At 44.1% G+C, this 17,792-nt stretch carries 22 protein-coding genes and 1 pseudogene; 9 read left to right on the top strand and 14 right to left on the bottom strand.

What is annotated here, in order from left to right:
• On the bottom strand, positions 1–681 hold the full coding sequence (rrp4, locus tag NITUZ_RS02335) for an exosome complex RNA-binding protein Rrp4 (protein WP_048194787.1): 681 nt from the start codon (positions 679–681) through the stop codon (positions 1–3).
• Positions 681–1,367 (bottom strand): ribosome assembly factor SBDS, encoded by a 687-nt coding sequence (locus tag NITUZ_RS02330; protein WP_048194785.1) that lies wholly within the window; start codon positions 1,365–1,367, stop codon positions 681–683. The genes rrp4 and NITUZ_RS02330 overlap by 1 nt, the downstream gene beginning before the upstream one ends.
• Before the next feature lie 81 nt (positions 1,368–1,448).
• On the opposite strand from NITUZ_RS02330, the gene NITUZ_RS02325 reads away from it, so the two are divergent.
• The 5 genes from NITUZ_RS02325 to NITUZ_RS02305 are packed head-to-tail and all read left to right on the top strand — an operon-like array spanning position 1,449 to position 4,077.
• The gene (locus NITUZ_RS02325) at positions 1,449–2,087 is read left to right on the top strand and encodes a DNA-directed RNA polymerase subunit D (RefSeq protein ID WP_048194783.1); all 639 of its coding nucleotides are present in this window, start codon (positions 1,449–1,451) and stop codon (positions 2,085–2,087) included.
• 39 nt (positions 2,088–2,126) lie between these two features.
• Complete coding sequence (locus NITUZ_RS02320; protein ID WP_048194781.1) at positions 2,127–2,474, top strand: 50S ribosomal protein L18e; 348 nt, start codon at positions 2,127–2,129, stop codon at positions 2,472–2,474.
• Entirely contained in the window at positions 2,467–2,910 is a 444-nt protein-coding gene (locus NITUZ_RS02315; protein ID WP_052370036.1) for a 50S ribosomal protein L13, read from the top strand. Before NITUZ_RS02320 ends, NITUZ_RS02315 begins: the two co-directional genes overlap by 8 nt.
• The gene (rpsI, locus tag NITUZ_RS02310) at positions 2,907–3,353 is read left to right on the top strand and encodes a 30S ribosomal protein S9 (RefSeq protein ID WP_048194779.1); all 447 of its coding nucleotides are present in this window, start codon (positions 2,907–2,909) and stop codon (positions 3,351–3,353) included. Before NITUZ_RS02315 ends, rpsI begins: the two co-directional genes overlap by 4 nt.
• Positions 3,307–4,077, top strand: coding sequence for a nucleotidyltransferase family protein (locus NITUZ_RS02305; protein WP_320409000.1), 771 nt, complete (start codon positions 3,307–3,309; stop codon positions 4,075–4,077). The genes rpsI and NITUZ_RS02305 overlap by 47 nt, the downstream gene beginning before the upstream one ends.
• Here NITUZ_RS02305 and leuD read toward each other — a convergent pair.
• From leuD to NITUZ_RS02285, 4 genes are read right to left on the bottom strand one after another with little or no spacing between them, the layout of a single operon-like run.
• On the bottom strand, positions 4,068–4,640 hold the full coding sequence (leuD, locus tag NITUZ_RS02300) for a 3-isopropylmalate dehydratase small subunit (protein WP_048194774.1): 573 nt from the start codon (positions 4,638–4,640) through the stop codon (positions 4,068–4,070). The two genes, NITUZ_RS02305 and leuD, sit on opposite strands and share 10 nt — an antisense overlap.
• Before the next feature lies 1 nt (position 4,641).
• Positions 4,642–6,048, bottom strand: coding sequence for a 3-isopropylmalate dehydratase large subunit (gene leuC, locus NITUZ_RS02295; protein ID WP_048194772.1), 1,407 nt, complete (start codon positions 6,046–6,048; stop codon positions 4,642–4,644).
• A gap of 46 nt (positions 6,049–6,094) precedes the next feature.
• Positions 6,095–6,577 (bottom strand): LeuD/DmdB family oxidoreductase small subunit, encoded by a 483-nt coding sequence (locus tag NITUZ_RS02290; RefSeq protein ID WP_048194770.1) that lies wholly within the window; start codon positions 6,575–6,577, stop codon positions 6,095–6,097.
• The gene (locus NITUZ_RS02285) at positions 6,574–7,845 is read right to left on the bottom strand and encodes a 3-isopropylmalate dehydratase large subunit (RefSeq protein WP_048194768.1); all 1,272 of its coding nucleotides are present in this window, start codon (positions 7,843–7,845) and stop codon (positions 6,574–6,576) included. The genes NITUZ_RS02290 and NITUZ_RS02285 overlap by 4 nt, the downstream gene beginning before the upstream one ends.
• Before the next feature lie 71 nt (positions 7,846–7,916).
• On the opposite strand from NITUZ_RS02285, the gene NITUZ_RS02280 reads away from it, so the two are divergent.
• From NITUZ_RS02280 to NITUZ_RS02270, 3 genes are read left to right on the top strand one after another with little or no spacing between them, the layout of a single operon-like run.
• Positions 7,917–8,675 carry a coenzyme F420-0:L-glutamate ligase gene (locus tag NITUZ_RS02280; protein ID WP_048194766.1) on the top strand — a complete coding sequence of 253 codons (759 nt, stop codon included), beginning with the start codon at positions 7,917–7,919 and terminating at the stop codon, positions 8,673–8,675.
• Between the two features lie 41 nt (positions 8,676–8,716).
• Complete coding sequence (locus tag NITUZ_RS02275) at positions 8,717–9,280, top strand: hypothetical protein (protein ID WP_048194764.1); 564 nt, start codon at positions 8,717–8,719, stop codon at positions 9,278–9,280.
• 44 nt (positions 9,281–9,324) lie between these two features.
• The gene (locus tag NITUZ_RS02270; protein ID WP_239654837.1) at positions 9,325–9,861 is read left to right on the top strand and encodes a hypothetical protein; all 537 of its coding nucleotides are present in this window, start codon (positions 9,325–9,327) and stop codon (positions 9,859–9,861) included.
• Here the strand turns inward: NITUZ_RS02270 and NITUZ_RS02265 are convergent.
• The 6 genes and pseudogenes from NITUZ_RS02265 to NITUZ_RS10335 form a co-directional block, all read right to left on the bottom strand.
• A complete protein-coding gene (locus tag NITUZ_RS02265) occupies positions 9,854–10,288 on the bottom strand; it encodes a hypothetical protein (RefSeq protein WP_048194762.1) in 435 nt (144 codons plus the stop codon). The genes NITUZ_RS02270 and NITUZ_RS02265 overlap by 8 nt on opposite strands.
• A 61-nt stretch (positions 10,289–10,349) precedes the next feature.
• Positions 10,350–10,775, bottom strand: a complete 426-nt coding sequence (locus NITUZ_RS09610; RefSeq protein WP_052370035.1) for a hypothetical protein — start codon at positions 10,773–10,775, stop codon at positions 10,350–10,352.
• Positions 10,776–10,784: 9 nt separating this feature from the next.
• Positions 10,785–11,705: a thiamine pyrophosphate-dependent enzyme gene (locus NITUZ_RS10260; protein WP_048194962.1), complete on the bottom strand. Its 921-nt coding sequence runs from the start codon at positions 11,703–11,705 to the stop codon at positions 10,785–10,787.
• Positions 11,706–12,764, bottom strand: a pseudogene (locus NITUZ_RS10255) (LAGLIDADG family homing endonuclease); the annotation flags it as partial.
• Positions 12,765–12,828: 64 nt separating this feature from the next.
• Positions 12,829–14,739, bottom strand: a complete 1,911-nt coding sequence (locus tag NITUZ_RS02250) for a 2-oxoacid:ferredoxin oxidoreductase subunit alpha (protein ID WP_048194760.1) — start codon at positions 14,737–14,739, stop codon at positions 12,829–12,831.
• A gap of 40 nt (positions 14,740–14,779) precedes the next feature.
• Entirely contained in the window at positions 14,780–14,914 is a 135-nt protein-coding gene (locus NITUZ_RS10335) for a hypothetical protein (protein WP_255569370.1), read from the bottom strand.
• A gap of 61 nt (positions 14,915–14,975) precedes the next feature.
• On the opposite strand from NITUZ_RS10335, the gene NITUZ_RS02245 reads away from it, so the two are divergent.
• Positions 14,976–15,947: a 2-hydroxyacid dehydrogenase gene (locus tag NITUZ_RS02245; RefSeq protein ID WP_048194960.1), complete on the top strand. Its 972-nt coding sequence runs from the start codon at positions 14,976–14,978 to the stop codon at positions 15,945–15,947.
• Here NITUZ_RS02245 and NITUZ_RS02240 read toward each other — a convergent pair whose 3' ends face one another.
• Positions 15,948–16,211: a hypothetical protein gene (locus tag NITUZ_RS02240; RefSeq protein WP_048194958.1), complete on the bottom strand. Its 264-nt coding sequence runs from the start codon at positions 16,209–16,211 to the stop codon at positions 15,948–15,950.
• Between the two features lie 36 nt (positions 16,212–16,247).
• The gene (locus NITUZ_RS02235) at positions 16,248–17,543 is read right to left on the bottom strand and encodes an NAD(P)/FAD-dependent oxidoreductase (protein WP_048194758.1); all 1,296 of its coding nucleotides are present in this window, start codon (positions 17,541–17,543) and stop codon (positions 16,248–16,250) included.
• Positions 17,544–17,792: the final 249 nt, after the last annotated feature.

Genomic DNA, 17,792 nt, shown 5'->3' with positions numbered 1-17,792 from the left:
TTATTCACTTTTTGATCCTAACATTTCTTGTATTCTTTCGGTCAAATTTGGAACGTGTGCCTGTTCTTCAACCATTTTGATGGCATCCAGTGCCTTTAATAATCCATCTGGATTTTCAGCCGAGACTACAATGTACCCGTTCTGTCCTATTGTTATCATCGCTTTTGTGGCGTTTTCTATAGTCTGAATCATGGAGCCGCGCTTTCCAATAAGTCGCGGTACCTTGGATGGCGATATCTTGACAAGCTCGCCATCCTCAATTTTGCCCAAGTCCCTATCACCTATTGTGATTAGTGGGTCTCTTGAACGATCAAAGTTTGCAATTCTGCACGCAATTAGGTCACCGGTCTTGAGTCTTGATGTGAGCTCGTGTGTTTTAGGATTAAAATCACGTCCAAAGACGTCTTGAGCAGGAAGTATGCCAGGATAGCATGAATTAATGTCGACCTCCCATGAAAGAGAAGTATGCGATTTTACCTTGCCGATAACAAAATCATCAATTCTTGGAATATAGATTCCAGTTAGAGGGATGACACGTACTCCGCTGTCATAGATTTCAGAGATTCCCACAGTTGTTGCAATAATCTTGTCACCAAAAAGATGTACGTTGTCCTCAGCTCTGTAAGGGCCGCTTGTTATCACATCTCCCGGGATTACGTATTTGCGTTTTATATCATCCATTATTTTACCATCTCCACAGTGGCTGTCCCCTTGGTTATTGAGCCGAGTCTGTCGATCACGTTTGCCCTTGCGCCCGCAGGTATTTCTAGTATTGCTTTAAGTGAACCGTTATTTTGCCATTCTTCTTTTTTCAAAGTGCCGGTCGATTTCAGAACCGCATACGACTGCGAAGCATACTGAGCCGGAACCGTAATCTCCAACAGAAGGTTTTCGGACTTTAGCGGAATTATTGAGCGCAATTTTTCAACTATGTCTTTTGCCTGCTCGTCGGTGTTTTTGAACGGGTCGATTGAGACGCGCGCTTGCTCTAGAGCCTGCTCTATCCTAAGCGGCGGGTGCGGCAGGTGTGATCGTGGATCCACATATGTTTTTGCGATAAACTCGATGATCTGTTTTCTTTTTTCCCCAATCATTTTTCTTCGCTGATCTGTGGTAAGATTTAGATCACCTTTTCTTAGAATTTGTTCTATTATCGCATTTGTATCTTGGGTGTTGAATGCCTTGAGTAGTTTCTCAGTTGAGGCCCTGGTTCCCTTGCCGGAATCCGTATAGACCTCATCAGATACTAGAACTGTGGAAATATCCTTTCTTTTGCCAAGCTTGTATTCCAATGCAGGATCTGGCTTTACCAGAATCTCAAACTTTTCTCCACCCACAGAATGCCTAATCACGGTCACATCGGTCATGGCGTAGGTAAGGAATGATCGGTATTTATCTCTGTCAAAAACACGCTAGATTTTTATGTGGACTGACAAAATTTTTTCTGTTTGCCTTCCTTAGAAGTACTTTCAAAAGACACACAACGCATTTCAGTCAAACTGAAGGGTGTTCCTCTCCAGTATGCAAATGCCCTAAGGAGGATATGCCTTAACGGTGTGCCAGTCTTTGCCATAGACACAGTCGACATTATTGAAAATTCTTCAGTCATGTCAGATGAGGGAATAGCCCATAGACTTGGTCTAATTCCCATAAAGACGGATCTGAAAAGATTTGCAGAGCCACTCAAATGTGCTTGCCAAAGCAAGACTGGATGCTCAAACTGCAGGGTAATGCTTGTAATCGATTCTGGCAACACAGACAGCACGCGTATTGTTACTTCGGCTGAGATGAGCTCAGAGGACGAAACGATAAAGCCCGTTTCCGACAAGATTCCCATAGTCCAGATTGCCCCTGGCCAGAAGGTAAAGTTGGAAGCATATGCAAGGCTTGGCCGTGGAACAGATCATGCAAAGTGGAATTCTGCGAATATCTCAGTTCTTACCCACACGGACAAGCCGGAAGAATACATCTTGACAGTTGAAACGACAGGCGCACTCGCTCCAGAACAGATAGTCGTTTCTGCAATAGATGAACTTGAGCAGAGACTTGAAGAATTCAAGGGTATGATTGCAGAGCTCAAAGCCTGATCATACATATTATATTTGGGTTGCAAATGGGCTAAATCTATGACCAATCAATTAGTCATCAGAACAGTAAAGGATCTAAAGTTGGCATCGACTAAGAACAAGGCTCCGATTTGGTCAAAGCTGGCAGAGATGCTTCAAAAACCTACCATAGCAAGGCGGGTTGTAAACGTGGGAAGACTAGGAAGCGTCACCAAGGAAAACGATGTGGTTATAGTACCAGGCAAAGTCCTAGGAACCGGAAACATATCACATAAAATCACATTATACTGTTTTTCCATATCTACTGCGGCAGCAAGAAAAATCCAAAGCTCAGGCGGCAGAATAATCAATCACAACGACATAATCTCAAAATTTCCTACAGGTAAAGGAGTGAGAATAATTGGATAAACAAGCCCAGATAATCATAGTTGACGGTACTGACCTTCTTGCTGGTAGGCTCAGCTCAAACGTTGCCAAGCTTTTACTACAGGGCAATCATGTCTCCATAGTAAACTGCGAGAAGATAATGATCAGCGGCAACAGACGCAATATAATCGACGAATACCGCAACTTTTTGAAAGTGTCTAGCGTTCTGCATCCAAAGCACGGCCCGTATCACCCAAGAAGGCCTGACACAATCATAGAGAGAATGATACGTGGAATGCTTCCAAGGAAAAAGCCCTCAGGCCATGCTGCATTGAAGCGACTTAGAACATACATTGGCGTCCCATCTGAATTACGCTCCAAAGACAAGATGATTTTAGAAAACGCAAAGATAACAAGGCCTTCGGCAAACTACACCACAATGGCAGATCTGGCAAGGGAGGTAGGCTGGACACAATGACACCCAAGACTGAGATCTATTTTGCGACAAGAAAGACCTCAAGGGCTCACGTGTACATAACTAAGGGCACTGGTAGAGTAAGGATAAACAACGTTCCAGCTGAGATGATTCCACAAGAGACTGCAAGAGAAGTAATTCTAGGTCCGCTTGAGCTACTTGGCGAGCTAAGAAGCAAAGTGGACATTTCAGTAAGGGTCAAGGGCGGCGGCTTCATGGGCCAGGCGTATGCTGCGGCAACTGCAATCTCAAGAGCACTCACAGGATGGACCAAATCCAAAAAAGAGCCAAAGGAGCACCCATTTACCAAGCCAGTAAGGACTGATCTGAAAAAGAAGATCAATGATTTTGATAAACATCTTCTGAGCGGCGATGCAAGAAGGAAGGAACCAAAGAAGTTTGGCGGTCCTGGAGCCAGAAGAAGAAAGCAGAAATCATACAGGTAGATTGAAAGCAGTAATTTTAGCAGGTGGAAAAGGGACGCGTGGAAGGCCCTTTACGGATTATTTCCCAAAGGCAATGATCCCACTTGACGGAAGGCCACTCATATCATACATTACAGATTACCTCTCATCGCTAAAGATGATCTCAGAGATAGTCATAGTCACGGACATTGCTGGTCTAGGCGGTCAGATAAGGCATTATTTTGAGGGTACCTCAAAGATCAGATTCGTACAAGATTCTGAGAGCGGAACTGCAGGTGACCTTATGCATCTACAAAAGATAGTGAATGGCGAGCCGTTTGTGCTATGGTTTGTTGATAACATAGGTGCCGTTGACATACAAAAAATGTACAAGCATTTTGTTGCAAAAAAGAGCATGGCGTGCATAGCTACACGACAATACCGTAAAGAGGAGACTGGATTTGCAAAAGTCCAAGACGGCAAAGTCATGCAATTCATCGAAAAACCGCTTGTTAAAATGCATGATCATGAGTGCACTGGAATCTATGTTCTCTCTCCAAAGATAATACAAATTATAAGGAGAAAAATGCGCAAAAAAAAGAACCTCAACCTTTCCTACGACATACTGCAGGAACTCTCAAAAGAAGGGCTCGTAAGTTCGTTTGACATAGGCAAGACAGATTGGCTTGATGTCGAATCGCCAAACGTGCTTGAACGAAAAAAAGATACAGTAAGAAAGATAATTACAAAGATGTCTCAGAGATGATGCGCCTTCTCAAAGGCAGATATCTTTTCTTCATGTTGAAGTGTGACGGCAATATCATCTAGTCCTTCAAGTAGCGTCTTCTTTCTGCTTGGGTCTATGTCAAACGAGATCGACTTGCCGTCGTATTTTATTGTTTGATTTTGCAGGTCCACCTCTATTGGCAAGTTTGTTCTCATAAGATCATCTATCATAGCCCTATCAACGGAAATCGGCAGTATACCATTTTTGAAGCAATTGTTGTAGAATATGTCTGCAAAGGAAGGTGCTATGATCACATCAAAGCCATAGTCTTTGAGTGCCCACGCTGCGTGCTCCCTGCTAGAGCCGCATCCAAAGTTATCCCCCGCAAGCAGTATGTGGGACGCCGAGTAACGCTCATCGTTTAGGACAAAATCCTTTTTGGGACTTCCGTCAGGCTCAAAGCGCCAGTCATAGAAGAGGAATTTGCCAAATCCTGTCCGCTGTACAAGTTTGAGAAATTGTTTTGGCACAATCTGGTCCGTGTCGACATTGGCTCTATCAAGCGGAGTTGCCATACTTTTCACTATGTGGAATTTTTCTATATCAGACCATCTCCCTTACGTCTACAAAGTGTCCTGCAATCGCTGCCGCGGCTGCCATTATAGGACTCACAAGATGGGTTCTTCCTCCAGAGCCCTGCCGGCCCTCAAAGTTTCTGTTCGATGTGCTAGCGCACCTTTCTCCGCGTGCCAGAATGTCCGGATTCATCCCAAGGCACATACTACACCCGGACTCACGCCACTCAAAATTTGCATCCTTGAATATTTTATCAAGGCCAAGATCTTCTGCCTGTTTTTTTACCTGCTGCGAGCCCGGAACCACCATGGCCCTCACGTTTGGCGCCACCTTGTTTCCATTTATGATGCTTGCTGCCTCTATGAGATCCTGCAGCCTTGCGTTTGTGCACGAGCCGATAAAGACCCGGTCTACCTTAATATCGGTGATTGGCGTGCCCGGCACAAGTCCCATGTATTCAAGTGCCTTTTTTGCTGCAGCCTCCTCGCTCCTGTTGCCCTTGGCATATTCATCAGGACTTGGCACCACATCCGTTACATCGGTCGTCATCGCAGGGTTTGTACCCCAGCTTACTTGCGGCGCTATGTCCGTTACGTCAATAGAGAATGTCTTGTCGAATTTGGCGTTGCTATCAGTTTTCAGATGCTCTTGCCACTGTAACACAAGATCATCATAGTTTTTTGGCGTATACATTCTACCCCGCAAATACTCAAATGTCTTCTGATCAGGAGCCACAAGCCCTGCTCGAGCTCCTGCCTCTATTGACATGTTGCATATTGTCATCCTCTCCTCCATTGTTAGATCGGAGATTGTTTGGCCGCGGTATTCTATTACTGTGCCCGTCCCCCCACCTGTGCCGATTTTCTTTATTATTGACAGTATGATATCCTTTGCTGTTATGGTGTGTGGGTTTTTCCTCTTTCCATCCACTCTTATTTCAAAAGTCTTTGGCTTGTCAAGCACGATACATTGAGTAGCAAGAACGTGCTCTACGTCGCTTGTGCCTATTCCCAACGCAAATGCTCCGAATGCCCCGTGGGTTGACGTGTGGCTATCACCGCATACTATGGTCGTACCTGGAAGTGTTATGCCAAGCTCCGGCCCTATCACATGCACTATACCCTGATACGGACTGTGCAGATCGAAAAGCGGTATTCCGAATTCCTTGCAGTTCTGCTCTAAAGTTCTTATCTGCGTTGCAGATATCTGGTCTACTATAGGAAGGGACCTGTTGGACGTTGGCACGTTGTGATCCATCGTAGCAAATGTAAGATCGGTTCTCCTCACTTTGCGCTTGTTAATCCTAAGTCCGTCAAATGCCTGTGGCGATGTCACCTCATGGACAAGGTGCCTGTCAACATATAGTAGAGATCTCCCGTCAATCTCTGTCACCTTGTGATCATCCCATATCTTCTCAAAAATAGTCCTAGGCATTACAGTAAAGCTACACGCACTGGATATAAAATCTAAAAGCGCCGCGCTAAGGTTTGTACTTGAAGAGACCACCAGCCTCGATTATCTTTGCCACAATCTCGGAGAATGGCTTGATAGCATACGTTTCGTTCTTGGTAATGTTCTTTATCTGGTTTTTCTGTGTGTCAACTTCAATTTGATCCCCATCTGAGATCTTTTTGTACGTCTGCTCGTCTATTTCTATTGGAAGAAGAAATGCCCCATCTACTGCGTTTCGATAAAAGATCCTTGCAAACGAGATTGCCAGAACGCCCTTTATTCCGCAGTGGCTAAGCGCTATAGGCGCATGTTCCCTGCTAGAGCCGCACCCAAAGTTTTTTCCAGCCACAATGTAATCACCGGGCTTTACCTTCGAGTGGAATGTCGGGTCAATTCCCTCCATTGCGTGTTTTGCTATCTCATCATAGTCATGAAGCTTCAGATATTGTCCTGGAAGTATGACGTCCGTGTCTATATTGTCACGCTCGTATTTGATTACCTTGCCTGTCATCTCAGATCACGTGGGTCCGTTATCTTTCCTGTAACTGCAGACGCTGCTGCAACAAGAGGCGATGCAAGGTAGGTTTTTGATTCTACATGCCCCATTCGTCCTGGAAAGTTTCTGTTGGTTGTACTAATGCATACTTCGTCCTTTGCAAGGACGCCCATGTGCGCACCGCAGCAGGCACCGCATGTTGGCGGTCCCACAGTGACGCCGGCGTCAAGAAATATTTTGATCAGTCCATTTTCCATTGCTCTCTTGTAAATTGAGATCGCCGCAGGTAGCACTTCCGTTCTTATTTTGACCTTTCTTCCTTTCAATATCCTTGCGGCAGCCTCAAGGTCTTCATATTTTGCCCCGGTGCATGATCCAATATACGATTTGTCAAGCTCCACCCCCGCCACGTCGCGTACGACCGCAATATTTTCAGGCGAATATGGTTTTGCCACAAGGGGCTCAAGTTCTGATGCTTCGTATTCATACACCTTGGCATACTCTGCATCCTCATCACCATACACTGGAGAGTATTTTGTTGCACCTCGCTGTGCAAGATATTCAAACACTTTTTGATCAGGCTCGATGATTCCATTTTTTGCTCCCGCTTCTGTAGTCATGTTACACAAAGTGAGCCTTGATTCTACTGACATCTCAGAGATGCCAGTTCCTCCAAACTGCATGGTCTCGTATGCCGCGCCGTCTGTGCCTATGTCACCTATTATTTTGAGTATGAAGTCTTTTGCCATGACGTTATCAGAAAGTCTTCCATTTAGCTTAAAGTATAGAGTCTGCGGCACCTTGAACCATATCTTGCCGTTTAGAAGCACGTAGGCCACATCAGTGTGTCCTAGTCCGCAGGCAAAAGCACCAAGCGCACCAGTGGTGTTCGTATGAGAGTCTCCGCCAACATACACCTCGCCTGGAAGCACCATTGCTTCCTCGTGGGACAGTGTATGACATATTCCGTATTGCCCCATTCCGTATTTGAAGTGTTTTTCAATCCCATATTGCTTGGTAAACTTGGTTAGCTTGACGATATTTTCGGCCGATATCTTTTCAGCAGATGGGACAAAGTGATCCTCTGCGACCCAAATTTTCGAAGAATCCCAGAGCTTCTCAACTGGAATGCCCTCCTTTTTGAGCTTCTCAAATACCTTTATCACTCCTGGGCCGGACACGTCGTGAATCATCGCCTTGTCCACGTTTGCAAACACAATGTCGTCTGGAGCCACTCGAGACTTTGATGACGCTCGTGCGAGTATCTTCTCTGTAATGTTCACAGAGCACACATCTTTGAATTCGGATTAAAAGCTTTGGAGACAATTAAAAGTACGATGTCCACAGTCATGTCATGCTAAGTGTCATCCCGGTAAAGGCATCAAGAAAGGACGGGCCGTTTGACCTATACCATGATGTAATTGACCTGCTCAAAGACAAGATTGTAGACGGCGATATTATTGTAATATCGAGCAAATACGTTGCCAACTCTCAGGGCCGCATCCTGAATCTAGCAGACACCGTACCGTCAGCGGATGCTGAAAGTCTATCTCGCAAGTACAAGATGGCTTCCAAGTTTGCAGAAATAATTCTACGTGAATCAGATATGATATTTGGTGGAGTATCAGGTTTCATTCTGGCATCATATGACGGAGTGCTTGCGCCAAATGCTGGCATTGACAAGTCGAACGTCAAGAGCGGCAAGGTGATTTTGTATCCGGATGAATCATACAAGGTAGCAGAGAACCTTAAAAGAAGACTTTACTTGGAGATGGGAATTCATACAGGCATCATCATAGTTGACAGTAGGCTGATGCCAGCAAGGTCGGGGACAACTGGAATTGCGATTGCTTGCGCTGGCTTTGAACCGGTGCAGGACATGCGCGGCCAGATAGACCTTGACGGAAATCCCCTCAAGGTAACCCTGAAGGCAACTGCAGACAATCTGGCATCGATTGCAAATCACAGGATGGGCGAAGGTGCAGAATCAACTCCAATTGCAATAGTAAGAGACTCCGGTGCAAGCCTAACTGATAGGAGAATAAGCCCAGAAGAGATGATTGTTCCCTCGGAGATGTGTGTGTACGTGCGAGGGTTCCAGAGCAGCTCGTAGATTCTCATCACGTAATTGCTTTAAATAACAGATTTTAAGAAATGACAGCGTTGGTTCAGGAATATCTTACAAAGTATCCAAAAACGATATCCTTGGAAAACGGTCAGAGGCAGACAGTCGATATTGATGAGAAGGGAGTAGAACAACTCACGGTGATTGTCAAAAAAAGCGCCGAAGAAATTCTAAGGATACTTGCCATAGAGGGCTTTACCAAGGTCAAGTTCGAGCACAAACAGGAGCGCCAGATAGGGGATGGCCTCTCATTGAAGCTCAAAAAACCCTGGGAAATGCATCTGAGGATGTTTGATATCAAAAAAGGATTTGTCGCAATACAAGCAGAAGTTGAGGTCTCAAGAGATTATCTGCAGCATCTTTTCTGCCAGAGAACACCAGTAATTTACGAGGTAGAGAGCCTTTTGAGAAAACACCAAATAGAATACAGTGTCTGGAGCGACAAGGTCAAAAACTACGTCCATACAGTGTTTGACAACTACAAGATAAAGCTGACAACTCCGAGCATACCGGTTTTTGCCTGGAAACCCATGATTTTTGTCATCGGTACGGTGGGCCTGTTTTACCTGTGGAAATACCTGAACACGATCTGATTTTGGCTTGAAACTTTAATTATAATTTTCAAGGCAAAAAGACATTGAGTGGTGAATTTCTAGAAGCATCCATGCAATATTTTGGAATCTCGCCCTGGGAGAGCGAGGTAATCTATGAGATATTCGGTGAGCGTTTCAGGGTACAGCAGCACGAGCTTGCAGAACCTGAACCAGGATTTGTCAGCACTCTATACATTTCAGTGCCACTAGAGTTTAACGAAGAATTCTTCAAATGGTTTGAGCATCGAAGATGGGACAAGGTAAAGGCGATCTTCAAGGAGATGAAGAGGCGTCGCGGTAGGGGAAACGCACTTAAAATTGAAATTAGTTTTAATGGCATTCCCGTCATCGGGTTTGTTCTTGATGTGGATGATCGCAGTTGGTTTGATAATGCTCTTGAGAAGCTTGACTTTGTAAGTGAGCTTCTGCCGTTCCAGCTCAGCTCGGTTAACATACCACATCAGGTATCAAAAGTCATCTACATTTTCGATGTCGAGACAAGAAAATGGAAGCTTCACACATTATTTGCAAGCGAGAAAAAATTCAACCTTGTAAACAACGTCTGGAAGCCTGTCATTTGATGTCTTTTTCAAGTGGTTCTAGAAGTGAGTGTAGCTCGCGATATTTAGTTTCCAAAAAATCCAATGACTCTATGAGTTTTTTTGATTTGCCGTACTTGAAGCGTATGAGCTCGCGGTGGTGCCAATAGTTGCTCCCTCCTTCAAGTGACAAGGTGGTAAAATAATCAGGCCCCTTTACGCTGTCAGGTATTTTGATGCTGTAAGGAAACAGGAATTCGGCGATGAACCACTCATCGCCGTCAGGATAGTCAGCTCCCGTCTCAATATCAAAAAATATGTGCAGCAGATTTGACTGCATCAGGCCATCGTCAGGTATGGTTGGATGCTTTATGTTAGATTTGCTAAAGTCCAGATTGAGGAGGTTTGGCTCAAAATAGCCTTTGATTATAGATTTTCTAAATATCTTGTTTGCTTCAGTCAAATTCAATTATAGTTTACACCTTGTAGGTCGAGGTTAAATTAATTTTCCATAAGCATTTGTGGGTAAATCATTTTTTGAGGCTCGCGTTCCACAACGAGATCATTTTGGCGTACATATCGAGGCATTGGCGCACATAGATATTGCCAGATTTCATGGCCTCGATTGCCACATCAGCACGATATTTTTGATATTCGGCATATGCGTCCATCGACTTTATTACATATTCTGTGAGATTTTCGTACAGTTTGGCATACGCATCGATTGCATTCTTGTCTATTCCAAGCTTGTCAAAATACTGTTTTTGCCACATATAACAAGTGCCATAAATGTTATCGATGGAATGCAGGAATTCTGCATGGACCTGTGTATAGGCCTGGATGTAAAGCGGAGTCTGGAACTCTGCCTTTGTTATTATTTTGTGTACACTGTCCTTCCAGATATCGCATATTGATAGATATTCTGACTTTGCATCGGTTTGTGTGTTTTCCGTCACCAGATCACCTCATATTGAAAGCGAGTCCAATATGGGAGAAATGTCCGTAGTAGGCCTGCCGTTTGCAGATATTGTCTGTATTGCAGGATAGTTTTCAAGATAGTTTGGAATTTTGTCCATGATTCTCTTATCATACTGGCTTATCACCTCGTTTTTGTAGAATATTCCGGTCGGAATCTTTGTGTCCCATTCTAGCGATTTTATTAGTGCCTGTGCGAGTTTTTCGTTAAGCTCGGTTTCAGAGCCATAGTGGACCACCGGATCATAGCCGGTATCCTCAAGGTGATACGTTCGCGGTTGTGGTTTTTTTGTCACCTCATCGACTCTGTCCATTCCGGCATACCAGTCCCTTGTGTTAATATCATTATATGTAGGGCATGGCTGCAGCACGTCAAGGAATGCAAGCCCCTTGTGTTGCACTGCAGCAACTATCAGATCCTTTAGGTGTCGCACGTCGTACGCATATCCTCTTGCAACAAAAGTAAACCCGCTGGCTATTGCAAGGCCTATAGGATTTACGTTATAGTTTGTGTTTGGTGCTGGGAGTGATTTTGTTTTTTCGCCAAGCTTAAGTGTAGGCGACGCTTGGCCTTTTGTTAACCCGTATACTCCGTTGTTGAATATGATGTATGTCATGTCAAGATTTCTACGCCCTGCTGCCACAAAGTGTCCTGCCCCAATTCCCAATCCGTCTCCGTCTCCTCCCACCGCTATTATTTCCATGTCAGGATTTGCAAGCTTGGCGCCCTGTGCAAATGTTAGGACCCTTCCATGCAGCGTGTGCACACCATAGACGTTGATAAAATGCGATGTTTTCCCAGAGCAGCCGATTCCTGAGAATATTGCAGCCTTGTGACGTGGAATCTGCATTTCTGAGAGCGACATTTGTATTGCATTTACAATGCCAAAATCTCCGCAGTTATGCAAAATGGCATTCTCGCTTACATACGAGTTAACATCGTCTACCTCTAGATTATAGACAGGTCCGTCATAGTCAAAACTCTCGATTTTTCTGACAGGGATAAGCATGTAATCAGGTGTGATGATGGAAGAAGTGGGCTTGCCAGTATGCAGTTTTTGTTCGAGTTTTTCATCGATTATCTTACATAATATTGCAAAATCACGGTCATTGACAACCTGAATCGAATAAGATTCTTTATGAATGCCATATTTTTTGTTGACAGAGATAGTAGGCACCACTCCTTGCCGCAACAATAATGTTTTGAGTTGTTCGGAAAGGATTTTTGATACAGTCTTGAAGTTGCCTCGAAGCTGCTTTGTGCTTATCCAACCATCTCCGCGCCACATACCCTTTATCAGGCTCTTCTGCTTTTCTGCTGGAAGCAGCATTGCAAAATGGGGGATTTTTTTATCAAGTGCCTTCTGGCCGAACCATTCAAGAAAGACCCTTCCTAACGGTGCACAGTGGAATGCTATTGTGGTTGCGTTTCGTTTTGTTTTTCTTGTTCCTCTCAGTCCAAAAACCTGCAGCATTGTATTTTCTACATCATTTAGAAATTCCAGCTCTCTTGAATTAAAGGTGAAACATACAGATCTGCCATGCACGTATCCTTCTGCAATATAGTAACCAAACATTCTTAAAACATCATCATTTAGCGGAATTTTATCTGAAAGTTTGCTGAGCGTGTCTTTTAGTTTGTAGTCAACCTGGATGTATTCTCTATCTAATTCTTCCTTTTGTATTGGGTAAACAAGATAGTCTTTTTCTTTTATTTGGTCAGCCCTAGTCCATATCGCGTCAAAGTTTTTGTTGTGCAGTTTTGGATGCTCACGTCTTACAATCAGCACTGGATGCTCGTCGGTAAGATACGTAGGGCCAAAAAACTTTGTCATTATCTTGAACACCTTGCCACGATGAATGTGTGCCATTACCTCGCTAACCTTGTGGTAGAATCCGTCCCTTCCTAGCACTCTCTCGCCCACGCTGACTTGCTGGATTTGCTTTACTGACGGATTGCAGTGTATCATGGTGTCAGGAAGCACACAGCCAGGGCACCAGTCGTTGTGCACGTCAGTCTTGTAATCGCCCAGATTAAGCTCCATGTGTGAGTACCTGCCTTTCTTGCGCCTTCTTTTCTATTATGTTTTTTAGTGAATCGTATATCTCAGTTGAGGTCATGGCCCGTCCAGTATATTTTAGGATGTAATAGTCTGGTCCCCTCTCAAGATTCTGCTTTAGCACCTGGCCTAGCTGGCCTGTCTGGTTTGCCTCTATGTCAATTATCGTCTTGACGTCTTTGAGCAGGAATTTCATGTATTGGACCGGGAATGGGTGTATCAGCTTTATCTGAATGAATCCTATCTTGATGTTCTCCTTTTGTAGCATTTCAAGTGCGTCCAGAATCGGCCCCTTTGGTGAGCCCCAGCTTACTATACATGTCTCCGCGGTTCCAAACGAGACTGCCTGCTCCTCATCAGGCACAGTCTTTAGAATGTGTGAGAGCTTTGCAAGACGCTTGTCCATCATCTGAACTCTCAATACTGGATCCTCCGTGATGTGTCCTTTCTCGTCGCTTTCATCGCCAGTGTTCCAGAATATTCCGTTCTCAAGGCCCAGTTTGGATCTTGGGGAGATGTTATCGTCGGTAAGCTCGAATCTTCTGTAATCTCCATTGTCTATTTTTTCCAATAGCTTGCCGCGGTTTATGGTGATCTTGTTTGTATCAAATTTTTTGCATGTAAGAACGGAGCTTGCAAGGAATTTGTCCATCATGTGTATTACCGGAAGCTGGTACATGTCAGCATAGTTAAAGCACCGTGCAGTATCGTAAAAGCTCTCCTCAACATCGCCTGACGCATAAACAATTCTTGGAAATTCGCCGTGCCCTGCGTTGATTGCAAACAGCAGATCATCCTGCCCGTGCCTTGTAGGAAGTCCTGTAGATGGTCCACTTCTTTGGTATAAAGTGATAACTATCGGCACCTCATTGATTCCTGCCCATCCAAGGGCTTCTGCCATAAGAGAAAACCCAGGACCTGATGTACTAGTAGAGGATCTTGTTCCAGTCAATGCGCTGCCTATCATCATGCCCATAGCTGATATCTCATCCTCAGTTTGGATTACAAGTGTGGAGCCGGGCCTGTTGTCCTTGACCTCCAGTATTTCGTTTGACTCGAGGAATACGCTCTCATCTGACGCAGGCGTTATGGGGTAGTATGATTGGAACCGGCAGCCGCATGCCATCTTGCCGAGTGCAGTTCCTTGATATCCCTGCACCAAAATCATGTCACTTTGCTTTTGTACAGGCTTGAGCAGTTGTGCACAGTCTGTAAACTTGACAGATGCATAATTGTAAGCATACGTTGCGGCGCTCTTGTTGATGTCAGCTATTGCTTTCTTTTTTGCAAATATCATATCAATTGATTCCAGAATTGTCTGCGGTGGCATCTTTAGTAATCCCAGTGAAAATGAGACTGCAAGTACGTTGTACATTCTCACCATTCCCTTCAGTCGTGGGTTGTTCATTTCATCTGCAAGGTTTGCAAGTATTGTCTTAAATGAAACCGTGTAAATCTTCACGCCCTTGTCCTTTGCAATTTCAAGCAGTTCTGAGACGATCGGCTTTTTGTTGTTGAGTTCAAGCTGTTTTAGCAGTCTTGCCTTATACGGTGCATCTATGGTATGTACCTCGTCTATCTTTACTTGGGCAATATCAGAATCGTATATTATCGCGCCGTCCTTTGCAATTTCATCATAGTGTCTAAATATCGTCTCTGCATCGAATGCGACCATAACCGAAACATCATTTACACTTGATCTTACTTCCCTGTCCGAGACCCGGACCACAAAGTAGCTGTGCTCACCTTTTATGTTAGAATAGTATTCTCTTTTTCCAAAGATGTTATACCCCATAGCTGCGCATGCCCGAGAAAATATGTTGGCTGCAGATTCCACGCCGCTTCCCTGAGGGCCGCCAATCAACCAGCTGATGTCCGTGCTCACCTTGTTTCTACACCTTGTTTGTTATTAAGAATATTCTATTTTATCCGCCCGTTGCTGCCTCAAACAATGCACATTCGCACTTGTCGCGTTCGCCGCAATATGGGCATACACAGACACACTTTTCTATTGCGTTGCCACATTCAACACACAGCGCAAACTCTTCTTCGTCTTTCAACTGCTGTCACATCTGTACAGACAACAAATCATATAAAGATTTGATAAAATACTTGCATAAAGTGAAAGCTAAACCAAAAGTTCTACTCACACGAAAACTGCATGACTTTGCAATCAAAGAGATTCAAAAAAAATATCGCCTTGAGATACATTCAGGAAAAATACCAATGCCAAAAAATCTGCTCCAACGCAAGATTGCGGATGCGGTAGGCCTAGTATGCTTTCCTTATGACAGAATAGACAGGGATGTTTTTGATGCAGCAAGGAATCTCAGAGTAATCAGCACGTACAGCGTTGGATATGACCACATAGACTTGCAGGCTGCAAAAGAACGCAAGATTGCGATCGGTTACACCCCAGATGTTCTCACAGATGCGACTGCGGATCTTACGGTTGCACTAATGCTTGATGTAATGCGCCGCGTAACTGAAGGGGACAGGTTGATTCGTGCAGGAAGATGGCGCACCATATTTGGTGCGCATGATTATGTCGGCGTCGATCTTTGTGGAAAAACGCTTGGGATACTTGGTATGGGTAGGATAGGTAGGGCGGTAGCAAAAAGAGTCAAGCCATTTGGAATGAATGTGATCTATCACAGCAGGACGCCACTTTCCAAAAGTGCCGAGAAGAGAAACGGTGCAAAATACGTCAGCATGAGCAGGCTTGTTGCAGAAAGTGATGTGCTTTCCGTGCATGTGCCATATAGTCATCAAACTCATCACCTCATAAACAAAGTTACTTTTGCAAAAATGAAAAGCAGTTCATTTCTGATAAACACGGCACGCGGTAAAATAGTAAACGAATACGATCTTCTCACCGCACTAAAATCGAAAAGGATTGCTGGGGCTGCATTGGATGTTTTTGAATGCGAGCCGATTGGAGTTAAAAACAATCTCACAAAAATGCAGAATATAGTTCTTGCACCCCATATAGGAAGTTCAACCGAAGAGACACGCGCCAAGATGGCACAGCTAACAGTACTCAATCTCGTTCGCGGTCTTGAAGGAAAAAAGATGGTTTACTCTGTCGTGTAATCACTCTATGTTTATCAGATCATCAGGATGTGCCTTGATGCAATCTGTACCGACTGCCTTTAGCGCTGTAAAGTTGATCTGCCCTTGAGGAAGCTTGCCCTCCTCCTGCAACACTTGCATCTTATCTGAGAACACATTCTTGTGATTCTCACATGTTACACCAATCATGTATTCCCCGTCCTTTGAGAGAATCGACATGACAAATTCAGGTGGGTTGACGCATGGTCTTCCCCCTTCCCTAATCGAGCATCTGTCAGGCAACATCACTTTTTGAGAACAGGCAAACAATATGAATTTTGATTACGGCATATTCTCAATTATCTTAGAGTAATCCCACATAGTATTTTTAGATGTGATCTTTATCAATCCTTTTTGTTGCATCCTATCTACAAGTGATGCCGCATATGCAGGAGCGCCAGTAGCTCCTGGCGAATTGTAATTTATAATGTGTAACGAGTTTTCAGATTCAAGCTCTAGGATTTCCGATACAAATTTGCCGTCATTTGCAACTATTGGGCTGCGTATTCCAGCAGTTCCCTTTTTTGTAAAATGTGACGGGCTTATTGCAGGGATGAATTCTTTTACTCTGTTTACCATCGCACTCTTGGAAAGGGAGCTCCTCCATTCCTTTGACACAAGTGAGAGAAACTCTTGGTTTACAAGTAATTTTGCGGCATTTCCACTCAAGATCTCCTTTAGTTTTGAGAGAGTTTTTGGCACACTTCCAATGTAGCCAGAGTAGGCTTCCGCATCAGATACAGGTACAGCATTAGGACCGATCTCGGTTTGCCCATTGGCCTTTTTTATCCAATGTGGATCAAGAAAAGGAAAGTTTGGGAATTTTGCCACAGAATAGACGTTGGTATTTACAAGATTTGCGTGTTGCTTGTCTGCCACCCAATACTCACCTCGAAAGTGCAATGCGGTATAGCTTATGCCAAGTCCGATCTTTTTTGCAATATCAAGTGAATGCCCACCAGCACAATTTATCATAAAATCGCATTCTATGTTTGATTGGTCACTAAGCGATATCACTACATTGTCTGCGGATGCAGTTATCTTTGTTGCTGCCTTTCCGAATACGAATTTGGTTCCAGCATCTTCTGATATCTTGCATAATTCGTATGTAAGTGCACCAAAGTCAGTGGAAACGTCCCGGGTGCAATACAATCCTGAATGACATTTTACATTAGGTTCCATTGTAGAGACTCCGCTTGCGTCAAGCAGTTTTAACTCACTGTCTGGAATGCCGTTTTGCTGTCCCCATCGTACGTATTTTTCAAGTGATTTGTGTTGTGCCTCATCAAGTGCCACTTCTAGTGTGCCACATTCGTTCCACGGAATGTTTCCGTTGGATGCAAGCTTTTTCCACATGCTATGCGATATCAACGATGCTGCGGCGATCTTTTTCTTTTTTTGCGGATCAAGATAGAACGGCGAATGCACTACACCGGTGTTTCTACCGCTTGCATGTGCAGCTACAGATATTTCTTTTTCTAGTACACATACTCTTACGTCAGAAAGTGCTGAAAGCCAGTAAGATATTGCAGTACCTAGTATTCCCCCTCCAATAATTGCAATGTTGAACTTGGCCAACAGTTATTCTTGATGGCAGAACCATTAATGGCTTGTGAATACAACATGATGATAATGCAATATACAAAAATTCGCAAATCATAGAAGATAGACTCTTCAATTACTTGTTTTGAGTATACAGCATGGGATTTGAACTTGATGAGTTAAAAGCCCAACAAGCTTTTTTAGATTTTCAAAAATTTATGTCCAAACCCTGAAAAAATCAAGGCGCCGGGAGAGAGATTTGTTAATTCAGTTTGATGCCGCCTC

It is taken from the genome of Candidatus Nitrosotenuis uzonensis, from assembly GCF_000723185.1.
Lineage (GTDB): Archaea > Thermoproteota > Nitrososphaeria > Nitrososphaerales > Nitrosopumilaceae > Nitrosotenuis > Nitrosotenuis uzonensis.
Note: the sequence above shows the minus strand (reverse complement) of the source record. Positions and strands in the feature narration are given on the sequence as shown.